Consider the following 19,928-nt stretch of genomic DNA (forward strand, 5'->3'; position numbering starts at 1 on the left):
CATGCAAGTAATTATCGCAGAGAAGCCCTCGGTGGCGCGTGAGATCGCCGCCATCGTGGGAGCTACGAACCGCAAAGACGGTTTTATCGAGGGAAACGGCTACGCCGTCACCTGGGCCTTCGGCCACCTGGTCGGATTGGCGATGCCCCAACAGTACGGCATCGCGGGTTTCCGCCGGGAGAACCTGCCCATCCTGCCCCCATCGTTCATCCTCCTCCCCCGGCAAGTCCGCGAGGGCAAGGAGTACAAGGACGACCCGGGCGTCGTGAAACAACTCGGTATCCTCCGGGAGCTGTTCGGTATGGCCGAACGCATCATCGTGGCGACCGACGCGGGCCGCGAAGGGGAGCTGATCTTCCGCTACATCTACTCTTACCTGGAGTGCAGCACGCCTTTCGTGCGGTTGTGGATCAGCAGCCTGACCGACCGGGCCATCCGCGAGGGGTTGCAGCAGCTCCGCCCCGGGCAGGAGTACGACAACCTCTACCTCTCGGCCAAAGCCCGCAGCGAGGCCGACTGGATCGTCGGCATCAACGCCTCGCAGGCACTCGCCGTGGCCGCCGGGCGGGGCGTGTGGTCGCTCGGACGGGTGCAGACCCCCACGCTGGCAATCATCTGCTCGCGTTACCTGGAGAACAAGGCGTTCAAGCCCGCCACCTACTTCCGGCTGAAGCTCTCCACGGCAAAGGGAGCCACGGCGTTCGCCGTCCTCTCCTCGGAGAAGTTCGACGGCAGGGACAAGGCGGAGGCAGTCCGCGCCGAAGTCGTCGGCGCCGGAACGGTGCGGGTCGTGAGCGTCGAGCGCAAGGAGGCCAGGGAGCAGCCGCCCCTCTTGTACGACCTGACGACACTCCAGAAGGAGGCCAACAGCCGGCACGGCTTCCCGGCGGAAAAGACGCTCGACATCGCCCAGTCGCTTTACGAGCGGAAGTTCATCACTTATCCCCGTACCGGCTCACGCTATATATCGGAAGATGTGGCCGAGGAAATTCCGGCACTCATCGGGAACATGACACGCTATTCCCGTTTCGCGGAATACGCGGGCAGGATGGATACCGCATCTCTCTCCCGCCGAAGCGTGGACAACGAAAAGATCGCCGACCATCACGCACTGCTTCCCACCGAGAACCTCCCCTCCGAACTGGATGCCGACCACCGCATCGTCTATGAGATGGTCGCGGGGCGGATGCTCGAAACCTTTTCCGGGGTCTGCGTGAAGGAGAACACCTCCCTGACGCTGCAATGCGCGGGGCACGGCTTCACGGCCCGCGGCAGCATCATTGTCGATAAGGGCTGGCGGGCCGTCATGAACGATCCTGCCGAGGAGAAAGAGGAGGAGGACACGACCCTCCTTCCCGACATCGTGCAGGGCGACGAGCTGCCCGTCAGGGGATGCGACACGGAGCAGAAGCAGACCCGCCCGCGCCCCCTTCACACGGAGTCGAGCCTGCTGGCGGCGATGGAAACCGCCGGACGCGAGCTCTCCGACGAGGCCGAGCGCGAGGCGATGAAGGATGCCGGTATCGGTACTCCGGCGACACGTGCAGCCATCATCGAAACGCTCTTTTCCCGCGAGTATATCAGGCGGGAGAAAAAGTCGCTCGTGCCCACGGACAAGGGGCTGGCCGTGTACGCCGTGGTCAAGGACAAGAAGATCGCCGACGTCGCCATGACGGGCGGCTGGGAGCTGGCCCTTTCGAAGATCGCCACCGGGGAGATGGACGCCCCGACGTTCCACCGGGGTATCGAGGTCTTCGCCACGCAGATCGCCAAAGAGCTGCTGGAAGCCGAGATCGAGGGCGCGGAGCGCGGCGGCGTCGCCTGCCCGCGTTGTGGCAGGCCCGTGGTGTTCTATCCCAAGCTGGCCAAGTGCCAGAATCCCGACTGCGGGCTGGCCGTATGGCGTACCGTGGCCCGCAAGGAGCTGACCGACAAGCAGCTCGCAGAACTGCTGACCAAAGGCAAGACCGGCACGATCCGGGGCTTCGCCAAAAGCGGCGGCGGGACATTCGACGCGGCCCTCGCGCTCGACGACCAGTTTAAGACCTCGTTCGTCTTCGAGCCGCACAATACTCCCAAGCAGGGAAAGAGGAACAAACGGAAATAATCGTTACCTTTGCCACTGGAAAAGACCTGTCATAACGAGATATGCTTGTTTGATAAGGATTTTTTCAGTGGTCGGCGCTTCGGGTGGGAACCCGGGGCGCCTTTCTCTTCTCCGATTATCAACGACCACTAAAAATTCTTATCATGCCAGACAAGCAACACCATACCCCCACTGGGGAATTGTCCTACTACGGACTTTCGTTACTGTCCTACCTCAAGGACAGCCACCCGGAACTCATCGCAGAAGGTGAATTCATCGCCGAGCGGGCCGACAGCGCCGCCCAAGCGTACAGCGAGGCGATCCGTTCGGGACGCAACCACATCGAGGCCGAAGAAATTGCCCGCGAGGAACTCTTCCGGGGACTGCATTTCTCACCCTACAACACGCTGGTACACATCCTCTGGAGGGAGTTCGAGGCAGAGATTCCCGAAGAGGCCGCCCGGCAGGTGGCTCTACACCTGCTGCCCCTCTGCCGCGGGGTGCTGGACAAGTATGACCTCCGGGACGACTTCGCCGGCACGCCCGACTACGAATCGCTATACACCGAACTGACGGGAACCGTCCAAATACTCCTCGAAGATGGCCTTCAATAAGAAAAACCACCTCCGCCGGAACATCGATGCGCTGAAGACGGCCTTCACGCTCGAAAGGGAACGGCGTGCGCCGACTCCCGAAGAAGAAAGGACACTCGGCGCATACAGCGGTTTCGGCGCCATAAAAGAGGTGCTGGAAGCCCCGTCCGGGAAGCCGGACAAGGACGGCATGGCAACGCTCGTGGCCGAGTTGCACGAGGTCATCAGGGCGAACACCCCCGACGAACGGGAATACAAGCGCTACATGGACGGGATCAAGAACTCTGTCCTGACAGCTTTTTACACGCCCCTGAAAGTGGCAGACGCCATCGTGGGGGCGATATGGAACACGCAGATCGCCCCCAAACGTATTCTTGACCCCAGCGCGGGAACGGGTGTTTTCGTCAATGCCGTGGATGCCCACGACCCCTACGCGGAGATCACCTGCTTCGAGAAAGACCCCGCCACGGGGTTGATCCTGAAGCAGCTGCACCCCGAAAAACGGGTGCGGGTGCAAGGATTCGAGCGCATCGAACCCAAATACGCCGGTTACTACGACGTGGCCGTGAGCAACATCCCCTTTGGGGACGTGGCGCTCTTCGACCCGTTCTTCTCCACCCATACCGACCCCGTGCGGCGGCAAGGCACACGGGCGTTGCACAACTATTTTTTCATGAAGTCCGTCGATATGGTACGCGAGGGCGGCCTGGTGGCATTCATCACCTCGCAGGGAGTATTGAACGCCGAGCAGGGACGCCCCGTGCGCGAGTGGCTGATGAACCGCTGCGAGCCCGTATCGGCCATCCGGCTGCCGAACAACCTCTTTACAGAATACGCGGGGACGGAGGTCGGCAGCGACCTGGTTATCCTGCAAAAGAAAGCCGCCACGGGGGAACTGTCCGGACGGCAGCGGGATTTCATCGAATCCCGCAAGCTGTCGAACGGCATCCGGATAAACAACCTTTTCCAGTCGTTCGACCGGGTGATCCATACCGAGGCCAAAGTGGGCAAAGACCCCTACGGCAAACCGGCGATGGAGTTCACCCACGCGGAGGGCGTGGACGGCATAGACCGGGAGATGCGGCGTATGCTCTCGGAGGATTTCAACCGGCATTTCAACGAGAGTTATTGCCTGGAACATGCTCCGGAACAGACACCCGGTACACCGGAGCGGGAATTGTCCCGTCCCCGTCAGGAGGAACGCCAGCGTGCCGGAAGACACGAGCCCCGCCTTGCCGGAGAAATCGTCAAGGAGATTATCGCCGACGCCCGTAACCTTCAGCAGCAGCGGGAAGAGGAGGAAAAACGCCGCGTCGTCGCCGAAATGGCGGCGCAGGGCTACCATGTCGATACCGAAACCGGGGAGATTACCCGAATCGAAAACAAACCCGGACAAGTGTTATCGGATTCTGCCGCCACACCCGCCGGAGAACCGACCGGGGAGGATCTGGCCGACTTCGGGGCCTGGTCGAAAGAGCGGGAGAATCGCTTGTGGGAGCAGCACCCGCCAAAACCCGAAGATTTCGGTATGGCGGATACACCCGTGCAGCACATGGGCAGAACAACGGAACCGAAACCGCGGGAGGGCTTCGCCGGGTCGCTTTTCGACACGGTGGAAATGGCGCCTCCCGCACCTGCCACCCGAGCTGCCGAACCGGCAAACGTGCAGCAGGAACCGTTGCTGACGCTCTATGATCTGTTCGGCTTCAGCGCCGAGGAGCGGCGGCAGGCCGAACTCGGTATGTCAAGAAAAAGGAACAATCGTCGGGGAGCAAAGCGGAAGACACCCCGAAAACCCTCGTTATTCGCTTCGGCCTCCTCTCCAGAGGAACAGAAGAGCGAAATGCCGAAAGCGACGCCACCGGAACGTGATCCCGAAGACTTGTATGCCTCCCTGAACTGGGAGGACAACCCGCCGATCAACGGCTTTTACGAGATGATGATGTCGCTTACCCCGGAACGGAGGGCGGAACTGCACCGGCAAAACGCCCGGCAGCAGGAAACCCCGGAACAGCGGGAACGGCAGGCGGTACGCCCCCCGACGGAAGCCCCGAAAGGCAAACGGAAACAAGCCGCCGGTACGCCGAGAACGGGCGGCCTGTTCGACACGCCGGACAATCCGGAGAAGGAAGAACCCGGTAAAGAAACGCCACAGATACGGGAGGCGGATATGAAACCCCGCCCGTTTGAGGGGGAGGTCGCCCCCTATTTCCGCGAGGGGACACTCGTCACGGACGGACAAAACCGGGTCGGTTACCTGCGGGGGATTGAATCCCTGCAACCCATGTTCCACCCGCTGGAACTCACGCCTGCACAACGGACGAAAGCCTCCATGTATATCGAGATACGCGATGCCTATTACCACCTTTATAACAACGAGGCGGAAACGCTGACAGCGAACCCCGCCCTGCGGGAGATGCTCAACCGGCTTTACGACAATTTCACCGAACGCTTCGGACGGCTCAACGACAAACGCAACCTCGACCTGATCAAGATGGACGCGCGGGGGACGGAGATTCTATCGCTGGAGCGTTACACCGACGGCAAGGCACGCAAAGCCGACATCTTCGAGCGTCCCGTGGCCTTCAACCCCGATGAGATCACGCACGCCGACGACGCCTCGGAGGCCCTTGTGGCCAGCCTGAACAAGTACGGCCGGGTGGAACCGCGCTACATGGCCTCGCTCACGGGAACTACCGTGGAGGGAATACTCGGGGAACTGAAAGGACGTATCTATTATAACCCGGAAACGGACGGCTACGAGGTTGCCGACAAGTTTATTGCCGGCAATGTCATCGGGAAAGCCGACCGGATCGAGGCATTCCTGCGGGAGAATCCCGACCACGCCCCGGCCCGGGAATCGCTGGAGGCCCTGCGCGAGGCGACGCCCAAACCCATCGCTTTCGACGACCTGGACTTCAACCTGGGCGAACGCTGGATTCCAAAAGGTGTTTACGAGCGTTTCGCCTCCTCGCTATTCGATACGGAGGTGAAGATCACCTTCGCCTCCAACCTGGACGAGTACGGCGTGAAGGCGAAAGCGACGAACGTGAAGATCACGGAGCAGTATGCCGTCAGCGCGCAGACCCGTAAGTACAACGGCCTGCACCTTTTGAAACACGCCCTGCAAAACACTTCGCCCGACATCACCAAGACCGTCCTCAAATGGGTGGACGGCGAACGGCGGGAGGTCAAAGTGCGTGACGGGGAGGCCATACAGCTCGCCAACAGCAAGATAGACGAGATCCGGGGGGCTTTCCCCGAATGGCTGCGCGAACAGTCGTCCGATTTCAAAGACCGCCTGACAGACCTCTATAACCGCACTTTCAACTGTTACGTGCGCCCGAAGTACGACGGGACGCACCAGGAATTCCCCGGCCTCGACCTCAAGGGGCTGGGGATAGACAAACTGTATGACAGCCAGAAGGACGCGATATGGATGGACAAACTGCTCGGCGGCGGGATAATCGACCACGAGGTGGGCGGCGGAAAGACCCTTATCATGTGCTGCGGGGCCTACGAGAAGAAACGCCTCGGACTGGCCAACAAACCCATGATTATCGGGCTGAAAGCCAACATCCATGAAATAGCCAGGACGTTCTGCACCGCTTACCCGATGGCCAAAGTCCTCTACCCGGGCAAGGAGGATTTCACGCCCCGGAAGCGTGAGCGCATCTTCCGGGAGATACGCAACAACGACTGGGACGCCGTGATCCTCTCGCACGAACAGTTCGGCATGATACCCCAGTCCCCGGAGATACAGCAGGAGATATTGCAGGCCGAACTGGACTGCGTGGAGGAGAACCTCGAAGTGCTCAAAGCACAAGGCGAGGACGTTTCCCGCGCCATGATGAAAGGGTGTCAGAAACGCAAGGCCAACCTGGAAGCCAAGTTGCAGAAGGTGGCGCACGCGCTGGAAACACGCAAGGATGACGCCGTGGACTTCCGCCTCATGGGGATCGACCACCTCTACGTGGACGAGAGCCACAAATTCAAGAACCTGACCTTCACGACCCGCCATGACCGGGTGGCGGGCCTCGGAAATCCCGAGGGGTCGCAGCGGGCGCTCAACATGCTTTTCGCGCTGCGTACCATACAGCAACGCACGGGCCGCGACCTGGGGGCGACGTTCCTCTCGGGAACCACCATCTCCAACTCGCTCACGGAACTGTACCTGCTTTTCAAGTACCTGCGCCCGAAGGAGCTGGAGCGTCAGAATATCCGCACCTTCGATGCCTGGGCGGCCATATTTGCCAAGAAAACCATCGACTACGAGTTTTCCGTGACCAACGAGGTCGTGCAGAAAGAACGGTTCCGATATTTCATCAAGGTTCCCGAACTGGCCATGTTCTACTCCGAGATTACAGACTACCGCTCGGCGGAGGATATAGGGATAGACCGGCCGCAAAAGAACGAGATATTGCACAATATCCCGCCGACACCCCAGCAGACGGAGTTCATAGAACGGCTGGTACAGTTCGCCAAATCGGGCGATGCCACGATCCTGGGCCGCCTGCCGCTCTCGGAGCGGGAGGAAAAGGCGAAAATGCTCATAGCCACAGACTACGCCCGCAAGATGTCGCTCGATATGCGTATGATAGACCCCGAACTATACAGCGACCACGTGGACAACAAGGCGAGCCACTGCGCCCGTATGATTGCCGGTTACTACCGCCGTTTCGAGGCGTACAAAGGTACGCAGTTCGTATTCTCCGACCTGGGAACCTACAAACCCGGAGCGGGGTGGAACGTCTATTCCGAGATACGGCGTAAACTCGCGGAGGATTACGGCATACCCCAAAGCGAGGTGCGGTTCATCCAGGAGGCGACCTCGGAAAAAGCGCGCAAGGAGATGATCGCCGGTATGAACGCCGGGAAAATCCGCGTACTCTTCGGATCGACCGAGATGCTCGGGACGGGAGTGAACGCGCAGAAACGCTGCGTGGCGATACACCACCTGGACTGCCCCTGGCGTCCCAGCGACCTGGAGCAGCGCGACGGGCGGGGAATACGCACCGGGAACGAGATCGCCAAACTCCATGCCGACAACAAGGTGGACGTGATACTATACGCCGTCGAGAAGTCGCTCGACGCCTACAAGTTCGGGCTGTTGCACAACAAGCAACTGTTCATCCGCCAGCTCAAGACCAACAACATGGGAAGCCGTACCATCGACGAGGGGGTCATCGACGAGAAGAGCGGCATGAATTTTTCCGAGTATGTAGCCGTCCTCTCGGGAAATACAGACCTGCTGGACAAGGCCCGCCTGGAGAAGAAGATCGCCACGCTCGAAAGCGAACGCCAGGCATTCGTGCGCGGCAAATCATCGAGCCGCTACAAGCTGGAGCAGATCACGGAGAAGATAGAGAAGAACAACGACCTGATACGGCGTATCGGCAAGGATCTGGAACACTTCAAGGCCCGTGTCGAGCTCAACGAGGACGGCTCGTACCGCAATCCCGTGAAACTGAACGGGCTGGAAACCTCCGACCCCAGGCTCATCGGGAAACAGCTCAACCGTATCGCCGAAACGGCACGCACGCTCGACAGGCTCGAACCCATCGGGAGCCTCTACGGGTTCGAACTGCTCGTCCAGAGCGAAACGACCGAGAAAGACGGGCTCGACCTGGTGCAGAACCGTTTTTATGCCCGGGGTGAAGGGGACTATCTATATCAGTACAACTACGGGAATATCGCCTCCGACCCGCGGCTGGCGGCGATGAACTTCATCCACGCGCTCGCGACCATCGAGCCGACGCTGGAGAAATTCCGGAAAAAGAACGAGGAACTGGAGAAAGATATTCCCGTCCTGCGGGAAGTGGTGGAAAGTTCCTGGCGCAAGGAACCCGAACTGACGGCCCTGAAAGCTGACCTGACGGAAATAGACCGCAGGATACAGCAAAGCCTCAAACCGATAGAGGAGAGCGAGGGAAAGGAGGCGGAGGAAGAGAACGGCGTGTGCCAGGGGCGGCATGACACGGCGAAAGAGCTCCCGGGGGAAGACAACACGGCGACCCGTATCCCTTCCCGGCTGCGGCAGATTGCCGACGCCTCCGGGGGGCGCATCGTGATCGCGGGCGTGGGCAGCCCGCCAGAGAACGGCCCCACGAAGAAAGGGATCAAGATGTAAACGAAAAGCCGACGGAAATATGTACTTCCGTCGGCTTTTTTCATATGCCCGTGAGCGTTGTCACACTTCCTGCAAGAGTGTTTGCAGCTCCTCCTGCGTGGGAAGATAGGTCATGTACTGGGCGGCGAAGACCTGCTTTTCATCTTCGGGCAGCGTGTAACGGACGACCGCGTCGTTTTTCTCCGCGCAGAGGACGATTCCCACCGGAGGGTTATCTCCGGGGTTCATCAACTCACGGGTGTAGTAATTCACATACATCTGCATCTGCCCCAAATCCTGGTGGGTCAGCTCCCCAGATTTAAGGTCTATTAAAACAAAACAGCGGGCCAGGTAGTTGTAAAAGACCAGGTCGATGTAGAAATGCTTGTCGTCGAACGAGATACGTTTCTGTCGCGCGACGAAGGCGAAGCCTTTCCCGAGTTCTTATGCCAACAAATTTATTATGCAAAGTGACTTAAACTAAATCACAGCTACAAAAGTAATTATAAAAAGATTTATCTCCATCACTTTGCATAATATTTTCATCAGAAAGACTTTAAAAAATCCATTAACTTTTCATTTCCTTGCCACATAGGTTTAGTATCCACCTCCTGAACAACTTTAATATAAGCTTTTTCTATAGCCTCCCGTTTCACTTTTGAGTCCGCTCTTGCATAAATTTCTGTAGTTTGCACATTCACGTGCCCCAAAATATCTCTAATATAAACTAAGTTAACCCCAGCTTGTAACAGATGCATTGCCTTACTATGCCTAAGACTATGACAGCTTATTTTCCCCTTCATTAACGTGGGATGAAGTAGCTTTGCCTTTTTGATGTATCTATCCAGTATATTCGCCACCCCTGCTCTTGTCAGCTTTTCGCCCCAACAGTTTGTAAATAGCGGATGTTGTAGACATTCTGATCTCAACAATCCATTCTCTTTCATATATATTTTCAGTATATCCAACTGTTCTTCAAGCATTGGTACAACTCTATTTTTATTCCCTTTTCCCGTGATTATTACAGTATATGGTTCATCTAATCGAACACATTGCGGAGTTAGGCTTATTACTTCTGACACTCTACACGCTGTATCATACATAAGTGACAATAACGCCAGATCCCTACGACCTTTAGGTTTGGTCGTATCTGGTTGTTGCAGAAGAATCTTCATCTCTTCTACCGTTAGATAGTTCATAATAGGCTTGACACTCTTTTTATTATTTATAGCCATTATTTCTTGATATTCGTATAGATGGTCTGAACTCTGATATTGGAGGTACTTAAAAAATGATTGTATGGCAGCAAGGCGAAGATTACGTGTTGATGTACAGCAACTTCTTTTTGTTTCCAACCAATCAAGGAAGGACAAGATATTCTCTTTTGTTATACTTTCCATTGTCAGTTTTTCAGCTTTTACACCTTTACTTTCCATGTATACCAGATATAAGGTAAATGTGTCCCTGTATGAATGGATCGTATTAGTACTTGCTCCTCTTTCATGGGGCAAATACCGGAGAAGGAAGTCTGTTAGATATTTTGAAAAATTTGTAGGTTTCATAAATGTCACATTTTAGGGAAAATATCAAAACCAATGATATCTATTTTTCTAATTAATTCGGGATACATCTCTGACGTAAGCCGAACATAGTTATTCGTCGCCCGCAAAGATTGATGTCCAAGGTAAGTTGATAGGATCGGCAAAGAACAATATAAATCCATACCTTCTTCAGCCATTTTAGCAAGAGAGTGAACGGCAAATGTATGTCTCAAGTCATGCAGACGTATGCGGTCTTTGGGAATGTTTGCTTGAATGAGTATTTTGCAAAATCGACGATATATGCTATCCCTGTCACAAGCCCTTCCTTTAAGTGTGATAAAAAAGGGAGTAGTATCTGATATCTTTACGGGTAATCTGTTTCTATGTACAACATAATCTTTAAGAACCTCTGCTAAAGAAGTGGAAAATGGGACAATCCTGTCTTTGCCGTTTTTTGTATCTCGTAAAATGAAGTATTCTTCCTCAAGATTAATATCTTCATTGAGCAGAGACAAGGCTTCACCTATGCGTATTCCTGTTCCGTATAACATGCGAAGCAGTGAAGGCATTATAAAAAAAGAGGATCTCATATCATTATTTCCACTTTGCATATTATCACATGTCGTAAAAATTCGTTCTATCTCTTTTGATGAAAAGATATGAGGGATAAAGGTATTTCTCAATGACGGGGTTCTTGGTATATATGAGCGGATTCCTTTTTTGTTAAGAAACGAAGAGAAAGCACCTAAAATATAGCACCTACGATAATGGTAACTATTGGATTCATTGTCACGTTCCTTGCACCATGCATCTGACAACTCCTTGGTAATACCTATTGCAGTCTCATTTCTTTCAATAGTAAATCTATCAAATAAAGTCAGGACAAACTCTCCCCCAATATACTTAAATCCCATACTGCGCTTCAAGCTCACAAACTCTCTTATCAATGAGGCGTAAATGCCTTTAAAATTTCTATTCATAAAAATAGCCTCCTTTCTGGGTATAAAAGTTTTCACATACAGGTGATACATCAAGGGAGCATTTTTTCAGTGATTGGATATCTATTCTTAGATAATAACTTGTTGATTCCGTGTTCTCATGCCCTAAAACTTCGCTTATAACAGGGAGCTTTACCTGCTCTTCTAAAAGAAGTGTCGCTAAGGAATGTCGAAGGGCATGTGCGCCATGATGCTTGTTCTTTATATTTACGTTGGCTTTAAGAAAATATTTCTTGGCTATCTGGGATATGACCGGTTGGTTTATGTGAGTATAGGGAGAACGTGCCAAGAGAAATATATATGATGACTGGGACTTTGGACGTCCATACCGTAGATATTCAATAATAGCATTGCCTATTTCCGGTAGAAGTGGCAGTTCTAATTCCTTATTTGTTTTATGCTGGATTAAACGTATGGCATTATCCTCCCACAATATATTTTCAAACTTTAAATTTGCTATATCAGAAGCCCTCAAACCAAGCATTGTGGCTAATAGAATAATTGAGTAATTACGTTTTCCTGTAGTCGTACTTCTATCCACAGAAGACACTATCTTTTTTATTTCTTCAGAAGTGTAAGCTGACGGTAGCTTAGGCTGTTTCTTATAATTATCTTTTGGAATAAATGCCGCTAAATCCATATCTATAATTTTGTGTTCATATAGATATCGGAAAAAGTTACGTAGAATATGGATGGATATACTTGCTACAGATTTATATTTAGTACCAATGGTATTAAGATATTTAATGATGTGGGTAATCTCAACTTGTTCTATGGAGGCTACTTTTGCAGATGTTAGAAAATCAAGGAAACGATGGAATATTTGTTTGTGATTGTAGATAGTGTGTCCGGACAAGCGTTCTTGACTTCGAGATAATATATATTGCATCATCAAACTGCCAATCTCTCCTTTCAATTCTACCGGAACTTTTCTTGGAATAACTTGGCCTGTAATGAGGTAATTTTTCAGGAGTAAGATAGCGGATAAAAATTTCTTGTCACCAGATTTTAATGAAGTTAAATCTTTAGAACCATAAAGAGAAGATAAAAAATCATCGCAGACTTTAGGGGTGAGGGAATGCAAATCATTGTTCTCCATGAACTGCCTTAATTGATTCCATTTCCATGCATAGCCTTCCAATGTACTATCTGTACGAGAAAAATCCTCTTTTAAGATTTTCAGCATAGAGGATGTGACTGCTTCAAAAGTTGTTGAGTGATCATTCATACGTCATTAATTTAAGTTGTGGCAATATCACCGCACTTAAATTAATGAAATTCTTATGTAAAGAAATAAATGATTATATTTTTATAATTACTTTTGTAGCTGCGATTTAGTTTAAGTCACTTTGCATAATAAATTTGTTGGCATAAGAAATGTTATGTAAAGGTTTGCATAACATTTCGAGCATGAAGCGCTGCAAGCGGCTGATGAGCAGTTGCTCCAGATCGGTTTCCAGAAAATGCTCTCCCTGCGGGATACCGAGAAACTCCAGGATATACGGGTCGCGGATGATCTCTTTGGGTTCGACACGCCCGGGTTCGGTACGGGAAATCTCCTCTTTCACGGCTTTCTTGTCTCGGCTGGCCAGCAGGCGGTCATAGAAAAGCGTGTTGATTTGGCGGTCGAGCTGCCGGACACTCCAGTTTTCCCTGACGCACTCGTGCAGGTAAAAATCACGGGCGGCATCGCCCGACACCTTGAGAAGCGTGCGGCAATGCGACCAGCTCAATTTATCACACAGCGTGTGATATTTCGGGTAACACTGGTAAAACTGCCTCATATACCGCAGGTTGGTGGCCGTGAACCCGTTTCCGAACTCCGCCACGAGCCGCCTGGAAAGAGTGTTGATGACAGCCTTGCCATATCCGGCACGGCCGGTTCCCTGCTGCTCGTACTCCACTATATATTTCCCTACCTGCCAGTAAGCCCTCACGAGGGTCGAATTGACATGATGTATCACCTTCGCGCGCGCTTCCTGCAAGATATGGCGCACGTTATGCAGCAGCTCTTCCTCACCTTTGTCGGCAGGATGTATTTTATCTGTTTCTTTCATCGTTTCATTATTATATAGGCTTCCAAGTGCAAACATACTGATTTTACGGCAAATATCGAACGGTTGTACCGTCTTGTCGTGCCTTATTCCATGTATTTCCGCATTTTTCCATGACACCGGACTCTCGGGACAGGGCCTAACCGGAGCCGGCAGGGCGATCCTTTTTCAGCTTGCGGAAATTACTGAAGTTACGCTCGATGAACCGCAGGACGTCCGATTCCCGGTAGAAGGTCTTGTGATAGATCATCTCGTAAGGCAGCTCTCCCGAAGTGCGGTAACGCTGAAGTGTGCGCTTGCTGATATTGAGCATGCGGCACAGGTCGTAATTGTCCAGAAGACGCTCCCCGTCGGGCAGGATGGAAAGCGGTTGCTCCACGTCCCCCGCGCACAGCTTCTCGATACGTTCCAGCCGCTCCGAGAGCCGCTGCATCCATCCGTCGAAATATTCCTTGTCCAGAAACATGGCTACTCCTTTGGTTGGTTTTTGCGCCGCACGGAACGCTCCTTCAGCACACGGCGGATTTCCGTGAGGGAATAATACAGCTTCCGGTTGATGGCCGAATAGGTGATCACGTGATCCGAGCGGAGGCGTTGAAGGGTACGCCCGCTGATGCCCAGGTAACGGCAGACCTGCTCGCCGTCCATCCATTCGTCGTTTATATACTCCTTGTCCCGTACACGCCCCTTTTCAGGGAGAGAGGCGATTGCGGACTCTATTTTCTCTATACGCCCGACAAGCTCGTTATAGGCTCGCGAACCGATCACTATGATTTTCATACTCCTTTGTTTTTTAGTCTGTTACAAAGGTCGGGCTTATATGGACAGCTTAAAACGAGGTCGGTACGACTTTTTTTTGATAATTTGCAGTGAACTGATTCTCAACGGTTCATGCGGCGAAGAAGGCAAAGTTTTTTGCCGAAATCCGCAGCCCGTACTCGGTATTTTTACCTCAAAAAATGCGATAACATACTGCGATTCAATGCTTAACGGTGCTTTAATCCGGACGGGACAACAACGGAACACCCGTATCGGCTCCTTATACGGGTGCAAATACGGGTGTTCGGGAAAGTTCCAAAGAGAGTTACGGGGAAAAACCGACCTCGGTTCTTTTGTTATATACAACGTTGGCTATCAGTATTTCTATAAGGAATAGAATGCTTTACCGGTTCATGTTCTACTCGGGATTGCCGTTTTTCTTGTTTCGCTTCCACGTCTGCATACGTTTAAGCAGGGCCTCTTTCGCCTTGTCAAGCCACGGTGTCGGGTTGTTCCGGATTTTCATGTCGCAGAATGTCCTCGAAAGGTTCATGTCGAGGTGTACGTTGAAAGCGCTGGAAATGTAGCTGGCCAGCTGCGTGAGAGGTACATTGCCGAAACAGCCTTTACTGTCGAGCAGGTAAATAAGTTCCGTCAGATCCGTCTTCGAGTCCTGCCATGTCGGACGCACGTCAGGCAATGGAAGAACCATGTTCCGGTAATTCGTACTCTCCAGTGATTCCAATTCGCCCATAAGATAAACCGACAACATGTCATTGGCCAGGATTTTCGCCACCTTGAAATCCGCATTTGTCGAAAACTGCGGGTCGAGTTCGTAGTAGAAGGTTTCCAGGTATTGCTCCGTGTCGGTCTGCCCGCGCAGGAAATAGAGGCTGTCCAGGTGTGTGGCGCCGCTGCGGAAATAGCGGATAAAGTCGAGGCGTTTCTGCGTGTACGCGTTGATGGCCCGAACATGGGCGTCCAGGTACTCCCGTTGTGCCTCGATACTTCCTACCGGACGGTTCATCTCGATATTATAGAGCTTGCGGTAATAGATCAGACGGCAAAAAAGACGGGGCTTGATTTCCTTGAAGAACGTTATCTCCTCGTCATCGTTTTGAAAACGGTAGCCGATGATATATTGTTTCAAACGGTCGAACGCTTCTCCCAGGACACGTGAAGCTTCAAGCGACTTTTTCAACACGTCGGTATCCCGCGATTCGATGCGTTCGATACTCCGCAGGACTTCACTGTTTAATTTCTCTATAAATGCAATCATAATCCGTCTTGTTACTTTCGCGCATAAAGTTAGCGAATCGAAAAGCCGGCGGATTACGATTTTTATCTTTCTCTTCGTTTTTTTATCACGAGGTCGATTTTAATGTCAGATCCGGCCTTCCTGGCGGATGGAAGTGGGATTGCTCCCCATATTCCGCTTGCAAAAGTCCGTAAAGTGGGATTGGGCGGAGAAACCGCACATGTAGGCTATTTCCTGCAACGTGTAGTGTGTCGTCCGCAGTAATTCCCCGATACGTTCGATACGGCGCTGACGTAACCACGAGGAGGCCGAGCAGCCGAAAACCCGCTGGAAACGCCGGCGGAAAGTAATCGTGCTGGAATACCCGCAAACCCCGGCGAGTTCCGTGACGTTATCCGAGGCAAGATAATTCGATTTGACACGGGAGATGAACTCGTAATCGTCCCCCAGGCGCAACAGCTCCTCGAACTCCCCGACATCGGCGGGAGTGAGATGTTCATAAGAGGCGTCGAGCATTTTCAGCATGACAGTAGCGTTACATTCAACAGGCATACCCAGTGCCTTACGGGCTTCACGCAGGTAGTTCTTGAACCGTAGCCGCAGCGTGTCGTGATGCGGGTAGGAACACTCGGACAGAATGGTGCAGACCGTCCGCAGCTCATCGACACAACAGTAGCCGAAATACCACGTTACAAGACGCTCGACGTAATGGACGGCATGAAATTCCTCTGAAAGCATCAGAAGAAGCAGGAACGGGGTGAAATCCTGGTATTCCCCCGTTATGGGACGGGGTGCTTCGTCAAGCAAGGAGGCGATGTCCCGCATCAGCAGAGAATCTCCCGAGAACGCTTTTATTTGTTCGGAACTGCGGGCATAATCCCGGTAACGCGATATGACCGCCGACAAAGAATTGAACTTCACGGCGTGAACGCCTTCTATAAAGGAAGGACGAAGACTGTTGTAAATGGATAAGTCGGTTTGCATAAGTCGTTTCTATAAAACGGAACCGCATCCCCTTGTTGCCAAAGCTCCGCAAGTCGTTACTTATGAACCGCTTGGAACACGGTACGAATCCTAATTACAAATATATCGCATCCGACAATTCGGAACAAATATCAGCAGGCAAAAATGAAAATAAACCTCGCTATTTTTGATTTTTACCTGCAATAATATTATATTTGCAGACAAATAAGAGTTGTTTGACAGCATGAGAAATATAGTGTATCAAAGCACTTTACCAATTTCTTATCCGTTGCCCATTCTCATGCGAGTTTCTTTTAATCTATTTGTAGTCAATTAAATACCTTCAGACTACATCAAATATTCCAAATAAAAATGAGAATAGGAGCAGGAAGGAAAAAAACAGCTCCTTGGAGCATCATTTCAACCATTTGACGCTTAGCTTTGTTACATGTATCATTTTTAATCATTTTATTATGGGTAAAATAAATCATTTTTTGGTTAGAGAGACGGAACTGATGCGTTTGAACGGGCAGGAGCGTACGGCGGATGCCTATGTCACTACGGTGAGGGAGCTCATGGCGTTTGCTGGGCGGGAAGTCACTTTTGAACAGCTGACCCCTGAATTTTTGAAAGCGTATGAGGCGCGTCTCACCGCCGAGGGGAAGGGGATGAATACCATTTCATTCTATATGCGGATGCTCCGCGCCATCTATAACCGTGCGCACAAGGTGGGGATTATTTCTGACTATCGGAAAGAATTGTTTGCCGATGTCTTTACCGGACAGCACCAGACGGTGAAGAGGGCCGCACCGCCTCTGGTCATCCGCAAACTGATCAATGCCGATCTGCGCAAGCGTGGGCAGATTTTCAGCCGGGATATGTTTCTGCTCAGTTTTTACCTGCGTGGCATTCCGTTTGTCGATTTGTCTTATCTGCGCAAAAAAGACCTGTGCGACAATGAATTGCGCTATTTTCGCCGCAAGACCGGGCAACTGATGGTGGTGGATGTGGAGCCGTGTGCCATGGATATCATTGAGAAATACCTGCCTTGTGTATATCACAGCGACCGGCTGCTGCCCATCCTTGTCCGTGATGACAAGCCCGAGAGAAAGCAGTATGCCTCGGCGCTGCGTCTGCACAACAAACGCTTGAACGAGATCGGAAAGCTGCTGAAACTGGATTTTTCACTTACCTCTTATATAGCGCGGCATTCGTGGGCCTCCATTGCAAAAAACGAAGGGGTTTCTCTGGCTGTTATCAGTGAGGGGATGGGACACCGGTCCGAGCGGACTACCGCCATTTATCTGGCGTCATTCGATAAAAAAATCATGGAATCTGCCAATCAGAAGGTGATAGCTTCTGTGTACGGAGTCAGCGAATGACGTCTCTCTGTCATTGGGAGGAATCAAGAGCATGCCCGCCGGCTTTGTGAACTTATAACCACCGGAAAGACCTTGTTCTTTTTTTCCTTCCCAGAGTTTTGTAAAAGTGCTGCCACTGCTACCACCGTTTCTACTGAAACGGCTATGAACAGGGCGTTCCGGAGGGTGGTGGCAGCACCTTTTTTTATGTGCGGAAAAGGGCTGCTGCCACCACCCTTCTTTGTTCTTTCCGGATGTTCGATGCTTTCCGGCTGTCTTTCCGGAGCTGGAGGCTGCGCCTGTTGATACATACGGATCTCTTCGTTCATCCGTATGAATGCGTACATGGACTAGGAGTTTCAACCGGTTTCATCAGGTTGGAACTTTAGTTCCATCGGGTTGAAACTTTAGTTTCGTCGGGCTGAAACTTCAGTTCCGTCAGGATGGGACTACGGTTTCACTGTAGTTTAACGCTTTAGGTTGCCTACTCCTTCATCTTACTTGTAAGGATGGTTGACGGAGTTAATACTTAGTTATAATATCAGTTGACTCTTTCTGTGTTGTAACTGTAGTTTTGTATGCAACTGTAGTTTTGGCGGGCCCCAATCAGGTTTCCGTCAGGCTGCGGTCAGCGCCTTGTCCGCCGGCAGGTTCCGTTTTGTCCGTCCGGTTTTCGGGTTCTGTGTGTCTGTATTCTCTTCCTTTCCCCGGTGTGTGGTCATTCTCCGCTTCCTGTTTATTCTCCTTTTTCTCTTCGTTTTGGGATAAAAAAGAGGTAAAAGTGGTGGCAGCAGGCCTTTTCCGCACATAAAAAAAGGTGCTGCCACCACCCTCCGGATTGCCCTGTTCATGGTGGTTCCGGTAGAAAGGGTGGTAGCAGTGGCAGCACTTTTGCAAAACTCTGTTGTAGGTTTTGCGTAAATCGTCCGGTGTGCATGGATGCTCCGGATATGATGCCATTCTTAGGGAGGAATTATCATAGAAGGCTCTGCCGGAACGATGAACTGACATTCGATCCGGCGAAATGGCTAAAGTATGGCTATAGATGAAGGATAAAATATTCACTGTTTTTGTGGATGTTTTGCGGAAAAGCATTATCTTTGCAACACAATAAAACGGATATATGTATATTGAGTTCGATAAAGACTATTTGCGTGAACTGTTTGAACAAGGCTGCACAAGTGACAAGAAGCACCGCTACCAGCCGGAAGTGATGAAGGGCTATTATAAGTGTGTGATGTTTCTCAAACGTGCTGAAAATGTAGAACAGCTTTATCGCATACACTCCTTGAACTACGAAGTACTGCAAGGCGACAAGAAAGGTGTTTCATCCGTGCGCATCAATATTCAATACCGCCTTGAATTTACAGTTAGGGAAGTTCTCGGCGAACAGATAATAACCGTATGCCGTTTGTTGGACATCAGTAACCATTATAAATAAGCGCGATATGGAAGCAACAGCAAAAAAAATCTACGCTCCCGACGAGTTGGTTTGTGCGGTGGCTATACATCCGGGAGAAATGCTCAAGGATGAATTGCAGGCACGTGGAATGTCGCAAAGAAAATTTGCCGGGATAATCGGTATGCCTTATACGGCATTCAATGAGATTGTCAACGGAAAACGCTCGATAACCACTGATACGGCGTTAAAAATCGAGGCTGCGACAGGGATTGCCGCAACAATATGGCTCGGTTTGCAGACTGACTATAATATGCAGACTGCCCGACGTGACAACAAACTTTCTGCCATTCTGGAGAACATACGCAAGTCGGTTGCGGTTCTCTGAAAGACGATATGGTTTGCATGTTCATTTGAACTTTTCATCAATACTATTTGAGCCTCACAGCCATTGCGTTGTGGGGCTTTTGTTTTACTTTGTATCCGTAATTAAGTACCATACTTTCTAAAACCATGAAATTTCGTGAGTGTTCAATCCCAATGAAAACATTATAAGATGATGATTGGGGAAAATTCAAACAGGAACGAAGTTTGCAACTGCATGGGTGAATCGGTATGGAGTAAAGCAGCATAAACCTCTTTTTCCCGAAAACTACTTCCTCCTCCGGTTAAAGAAATATCGCAAAGAACCGGGATACATCCGTGTGGCTTCGAACGAAATGTTAAAAGTAAATTCCAGTGCGAACTATTGTTTTGATTTATCGAAAAACAGGAAGGTAAAGTGTTGTATTAGAAATTGTTATGTGG

15 protein-coding genes and 2 pseudogenes are annotated in these 19,928 nt (G+C 51.4%); 6 read left to right on the forward strand and 11 right to left on the reverse strand.

All coding sequences use genetic code 11. The features are described from left to right. The first annotated feature begins 1 nt into the window (after window position 1). The 3 genes from ACYQ0C_RS03345 (at window position 2) to ACYQ0C_RS03355 (ending at window position 8,809) form a co-directional block, all read left to right on the forward strand. Complete coding sequence (locus ACYQ0C_RS03345; protein WP_016278636.1) at window positions 2-2,107, forward strand: type IA DNA topoisomerase; 2,106 nt, start codon at window positions 2-4, stop codon at window positions 2,105-2,107. Between the two features lie 143 nt (window positions 2,108-2,250). Further along, window positions 2,251-2,700 carry a DUF1896 family protein gene (locus tag ACYQ0C_RS03350; RefSeq protein ID WP_016278637.1) on the forward strand — a complete coding sequence of 150 codons (450 nt, stop codon included), beginning with the start codon at window positions 2,251-2,253 and terminating at the stop codon, window positions 2,698-2,700. Next, window positions 2,687-8,809, forward strand: coding sequence for a helicase-related protein (locus ACYQ0C_RS03355; RefSeq protein ID WP_025076821.1), 6,123 nt, complete (start codon window positions 2,687-2,689; stop codon window positions 8,807-8,809). Before ACYQ0C_RS03350 ends, ACYQ0C_RS03355 begins: the two co-directional genes overlap by 14 nt. A 60-nt stretch (window positions 8,810-8,869) precedes the next feature. Here the strand turns inward: ACYQ0C_RS03355 and ACYQ0C_RS03360 are convergent. From ACYQ0C_RS03360 to ACYQ0C_RS03400, 9 genes and pseudogenes are all read right to left on the reverse strand, one after another. Further along, window positions 8,870-9,232, reverse strand: a pseudogene (locus ACYQ0C_RS03360) (PDDEXK nuclease domain-containing protein); the annotation flags it as partial. 101 nt (window positions 9,233-9,333) lie between these two features. Further along, the gene (locus ACYQ0C_RS03365) at window positions 9,334-10,350 is read right to left on the reverse strand and encodes a site-specific integrase (RefSeq protein ID WP_008024684.1); all 1,017 of its coding nucleotides are present in this window, start codon (window positions 10,348-10,350) and stop codon (window positions 9,334-9,336) included. A gap of 5 nt (window positions 10,351-10,355) precedes the next feature. Next, entirely contained in the window at window positions 10,356-11,309 is a 954-nt protein-coding gene (locus tag ACYQ0C_RS03370) for a tyrosine-type recombinase/integrase (RefSeq protein WP_229091420.1), read from the reverse strand. After that, entirely contained in the window at window positions 11,302-12,555 is a 1,254-nt protein-coding gene (locus tag ACYQ0C_RS03375) for a site-specific integrase (RefSeq protein WP_008024682.1), read from the reverse strand. The genes ACYQ0C_RS03370 and ACYQ0C_RS03375 overlap by 8 nt, the downstream gene beginning before the upstream one ends. Before the next feature lie 172 nt (window positions 12,556-12,727). Next, window positions 12,728-13,384: pseudogene (locus tag ACYQ0C_RS03380) on the reverse strand (PDDEXK nuclease domain-containing protein); the annotation flags it as partial. A gap of 136 nt (window positions 13,385-13,520) precedes the next feature. Further along, the gene (locus ACYQ0C_RS03385) at window positions 13,521-13,847 is read right to left on the reverse strand and encodes a helix-turn-helix domain-containing protein (RefSeq protein WP_004295487.1); all 327 of its coding nucleotides are present in this window, start codon (window positions 13,845-13,847) and stop codon (window positions 13,521-13,523) included. 2 nt (window positions 13,848-13,849) lie between these two features. Then, on the reverse strand, window positions 13,850-14,161 hold the full coding sequence (locus ACYQ0C_RS03390; protein WP_016278260.1) for a helix-turn-helix domain-containing protein: 312 nt from the start codon (window positions 14,159-14,161) through the stop codon (window positions 13,850-13,852). A gap of 397 nt (window positions 14,162-14,558) precedes the next feature. Then, window positions 14,559-15,419: an RteC domain-containing protein gene (locus tag ACYQ0C_RS03395; RefSeq protein WP_016278262.1), complete on the reverse strand. Its 861-nt coding sequence runs from the start codon at window positions 15,417-15,419 to the stop codon at window positions 14,559-14,561. A 105-nt stretch (window positions 15,420-15,524) separates the two neighbouring features. After that, window positions 15,525-16,382 carry a helix-turn-helix transcriptional regulator gene (locus ACYQ0C_RS03400; protein ID WP_016278263.1) on the reverse strand — a complete coding sequence of 286 codons (858 nt, stop codon included), beginning with the start codon at window positions 16,380-16,382 and terminating at the stop codon, window positions 15,525-15,527. 452 nt (window positions 16,383-16,834) lie between these two features. Between ACYQ0C_RS03400 and ACYQ0C_RS03405 the strand changes: the two genes are divergently transcribed. After that, window positions 16,835-17,743, forward strand: coding sequence for a tyrosine-type recombinase/integrase (locus ACYQ0C_RS03405; protein WP_016278264.1), 909 nt, complete (start codon window positions 16,835-16,837; stop codon window positions 17,741-17,743). 23 nt (window positions 17,744-17,766) lie between these two features. Here the strand turns inward: ACYQ0C_RS03405 and ACYQ0C_RS03410 are convergent, their stop codons facing one another. After that, window positions 17,767-18,069 carry a hypothetical protein gene (locus tag ACYQ0C_RS03410; protein ID WP_025076929.1) on the reverse strand — a complete coding sequence of 101 codons (303 nt, stop codon included), beginning with the start codon at window positions 18,067-18,069 and terminating at the stop codon, window positions 17,767-17,769. 259 nt (window positions 18,070-18,328) lie between these two features. Further along, window positions 18,329-18,682 (reverse strand): hypothetical protein, encoded by a 354-nt coding sequence (locus ACYQ0C_RS03415; RefSeq protein WP_016278265.1) that lies wholly within the window; start codon window positions 18,680-18,682, stop codon window positions 18,329-18,331. 163 nt (window positions 18,683-18,845) lie between these two features. On the opposite strand from ACYQ0C_RS03415, the gene ACYQ0C_RS03420 reads away from it, so the two are divergent. Further along, the gene (locus tag ACYQ0C_RS03420; RefSeq protein WP_016278266.1) at window positions 18,846-19,163 is read left to right on the forward strand and encodes a type II toxin-antitoxin system RelE/ParE family toxin; all 318 of its coding nucleotides are present in this window, start codon (window positions 18,846-18,848) and stop codon (window positions 19,161-19,163) included. A gap of 7 nt (window positions 19,164-19,170) precedes the next feature. Further along, window positions 19,171-19,509: a HigA family addiction module antitoxin gene (locus tag ACYQ0C_RS03425; protein WP_016278267.1), complete on the forward strand. Its 339-nt coding sequence runs from the start codon at window positions 19,171-19,173 to the stop codon at window positions 19,507-19,509. Window positions 19,510-19,928 lie beyond the last annotated feature (419 nt).

This window comes from Phocaeicola sartorii JCM 17136 = DSM 21941, assembly GCF_054653615.1.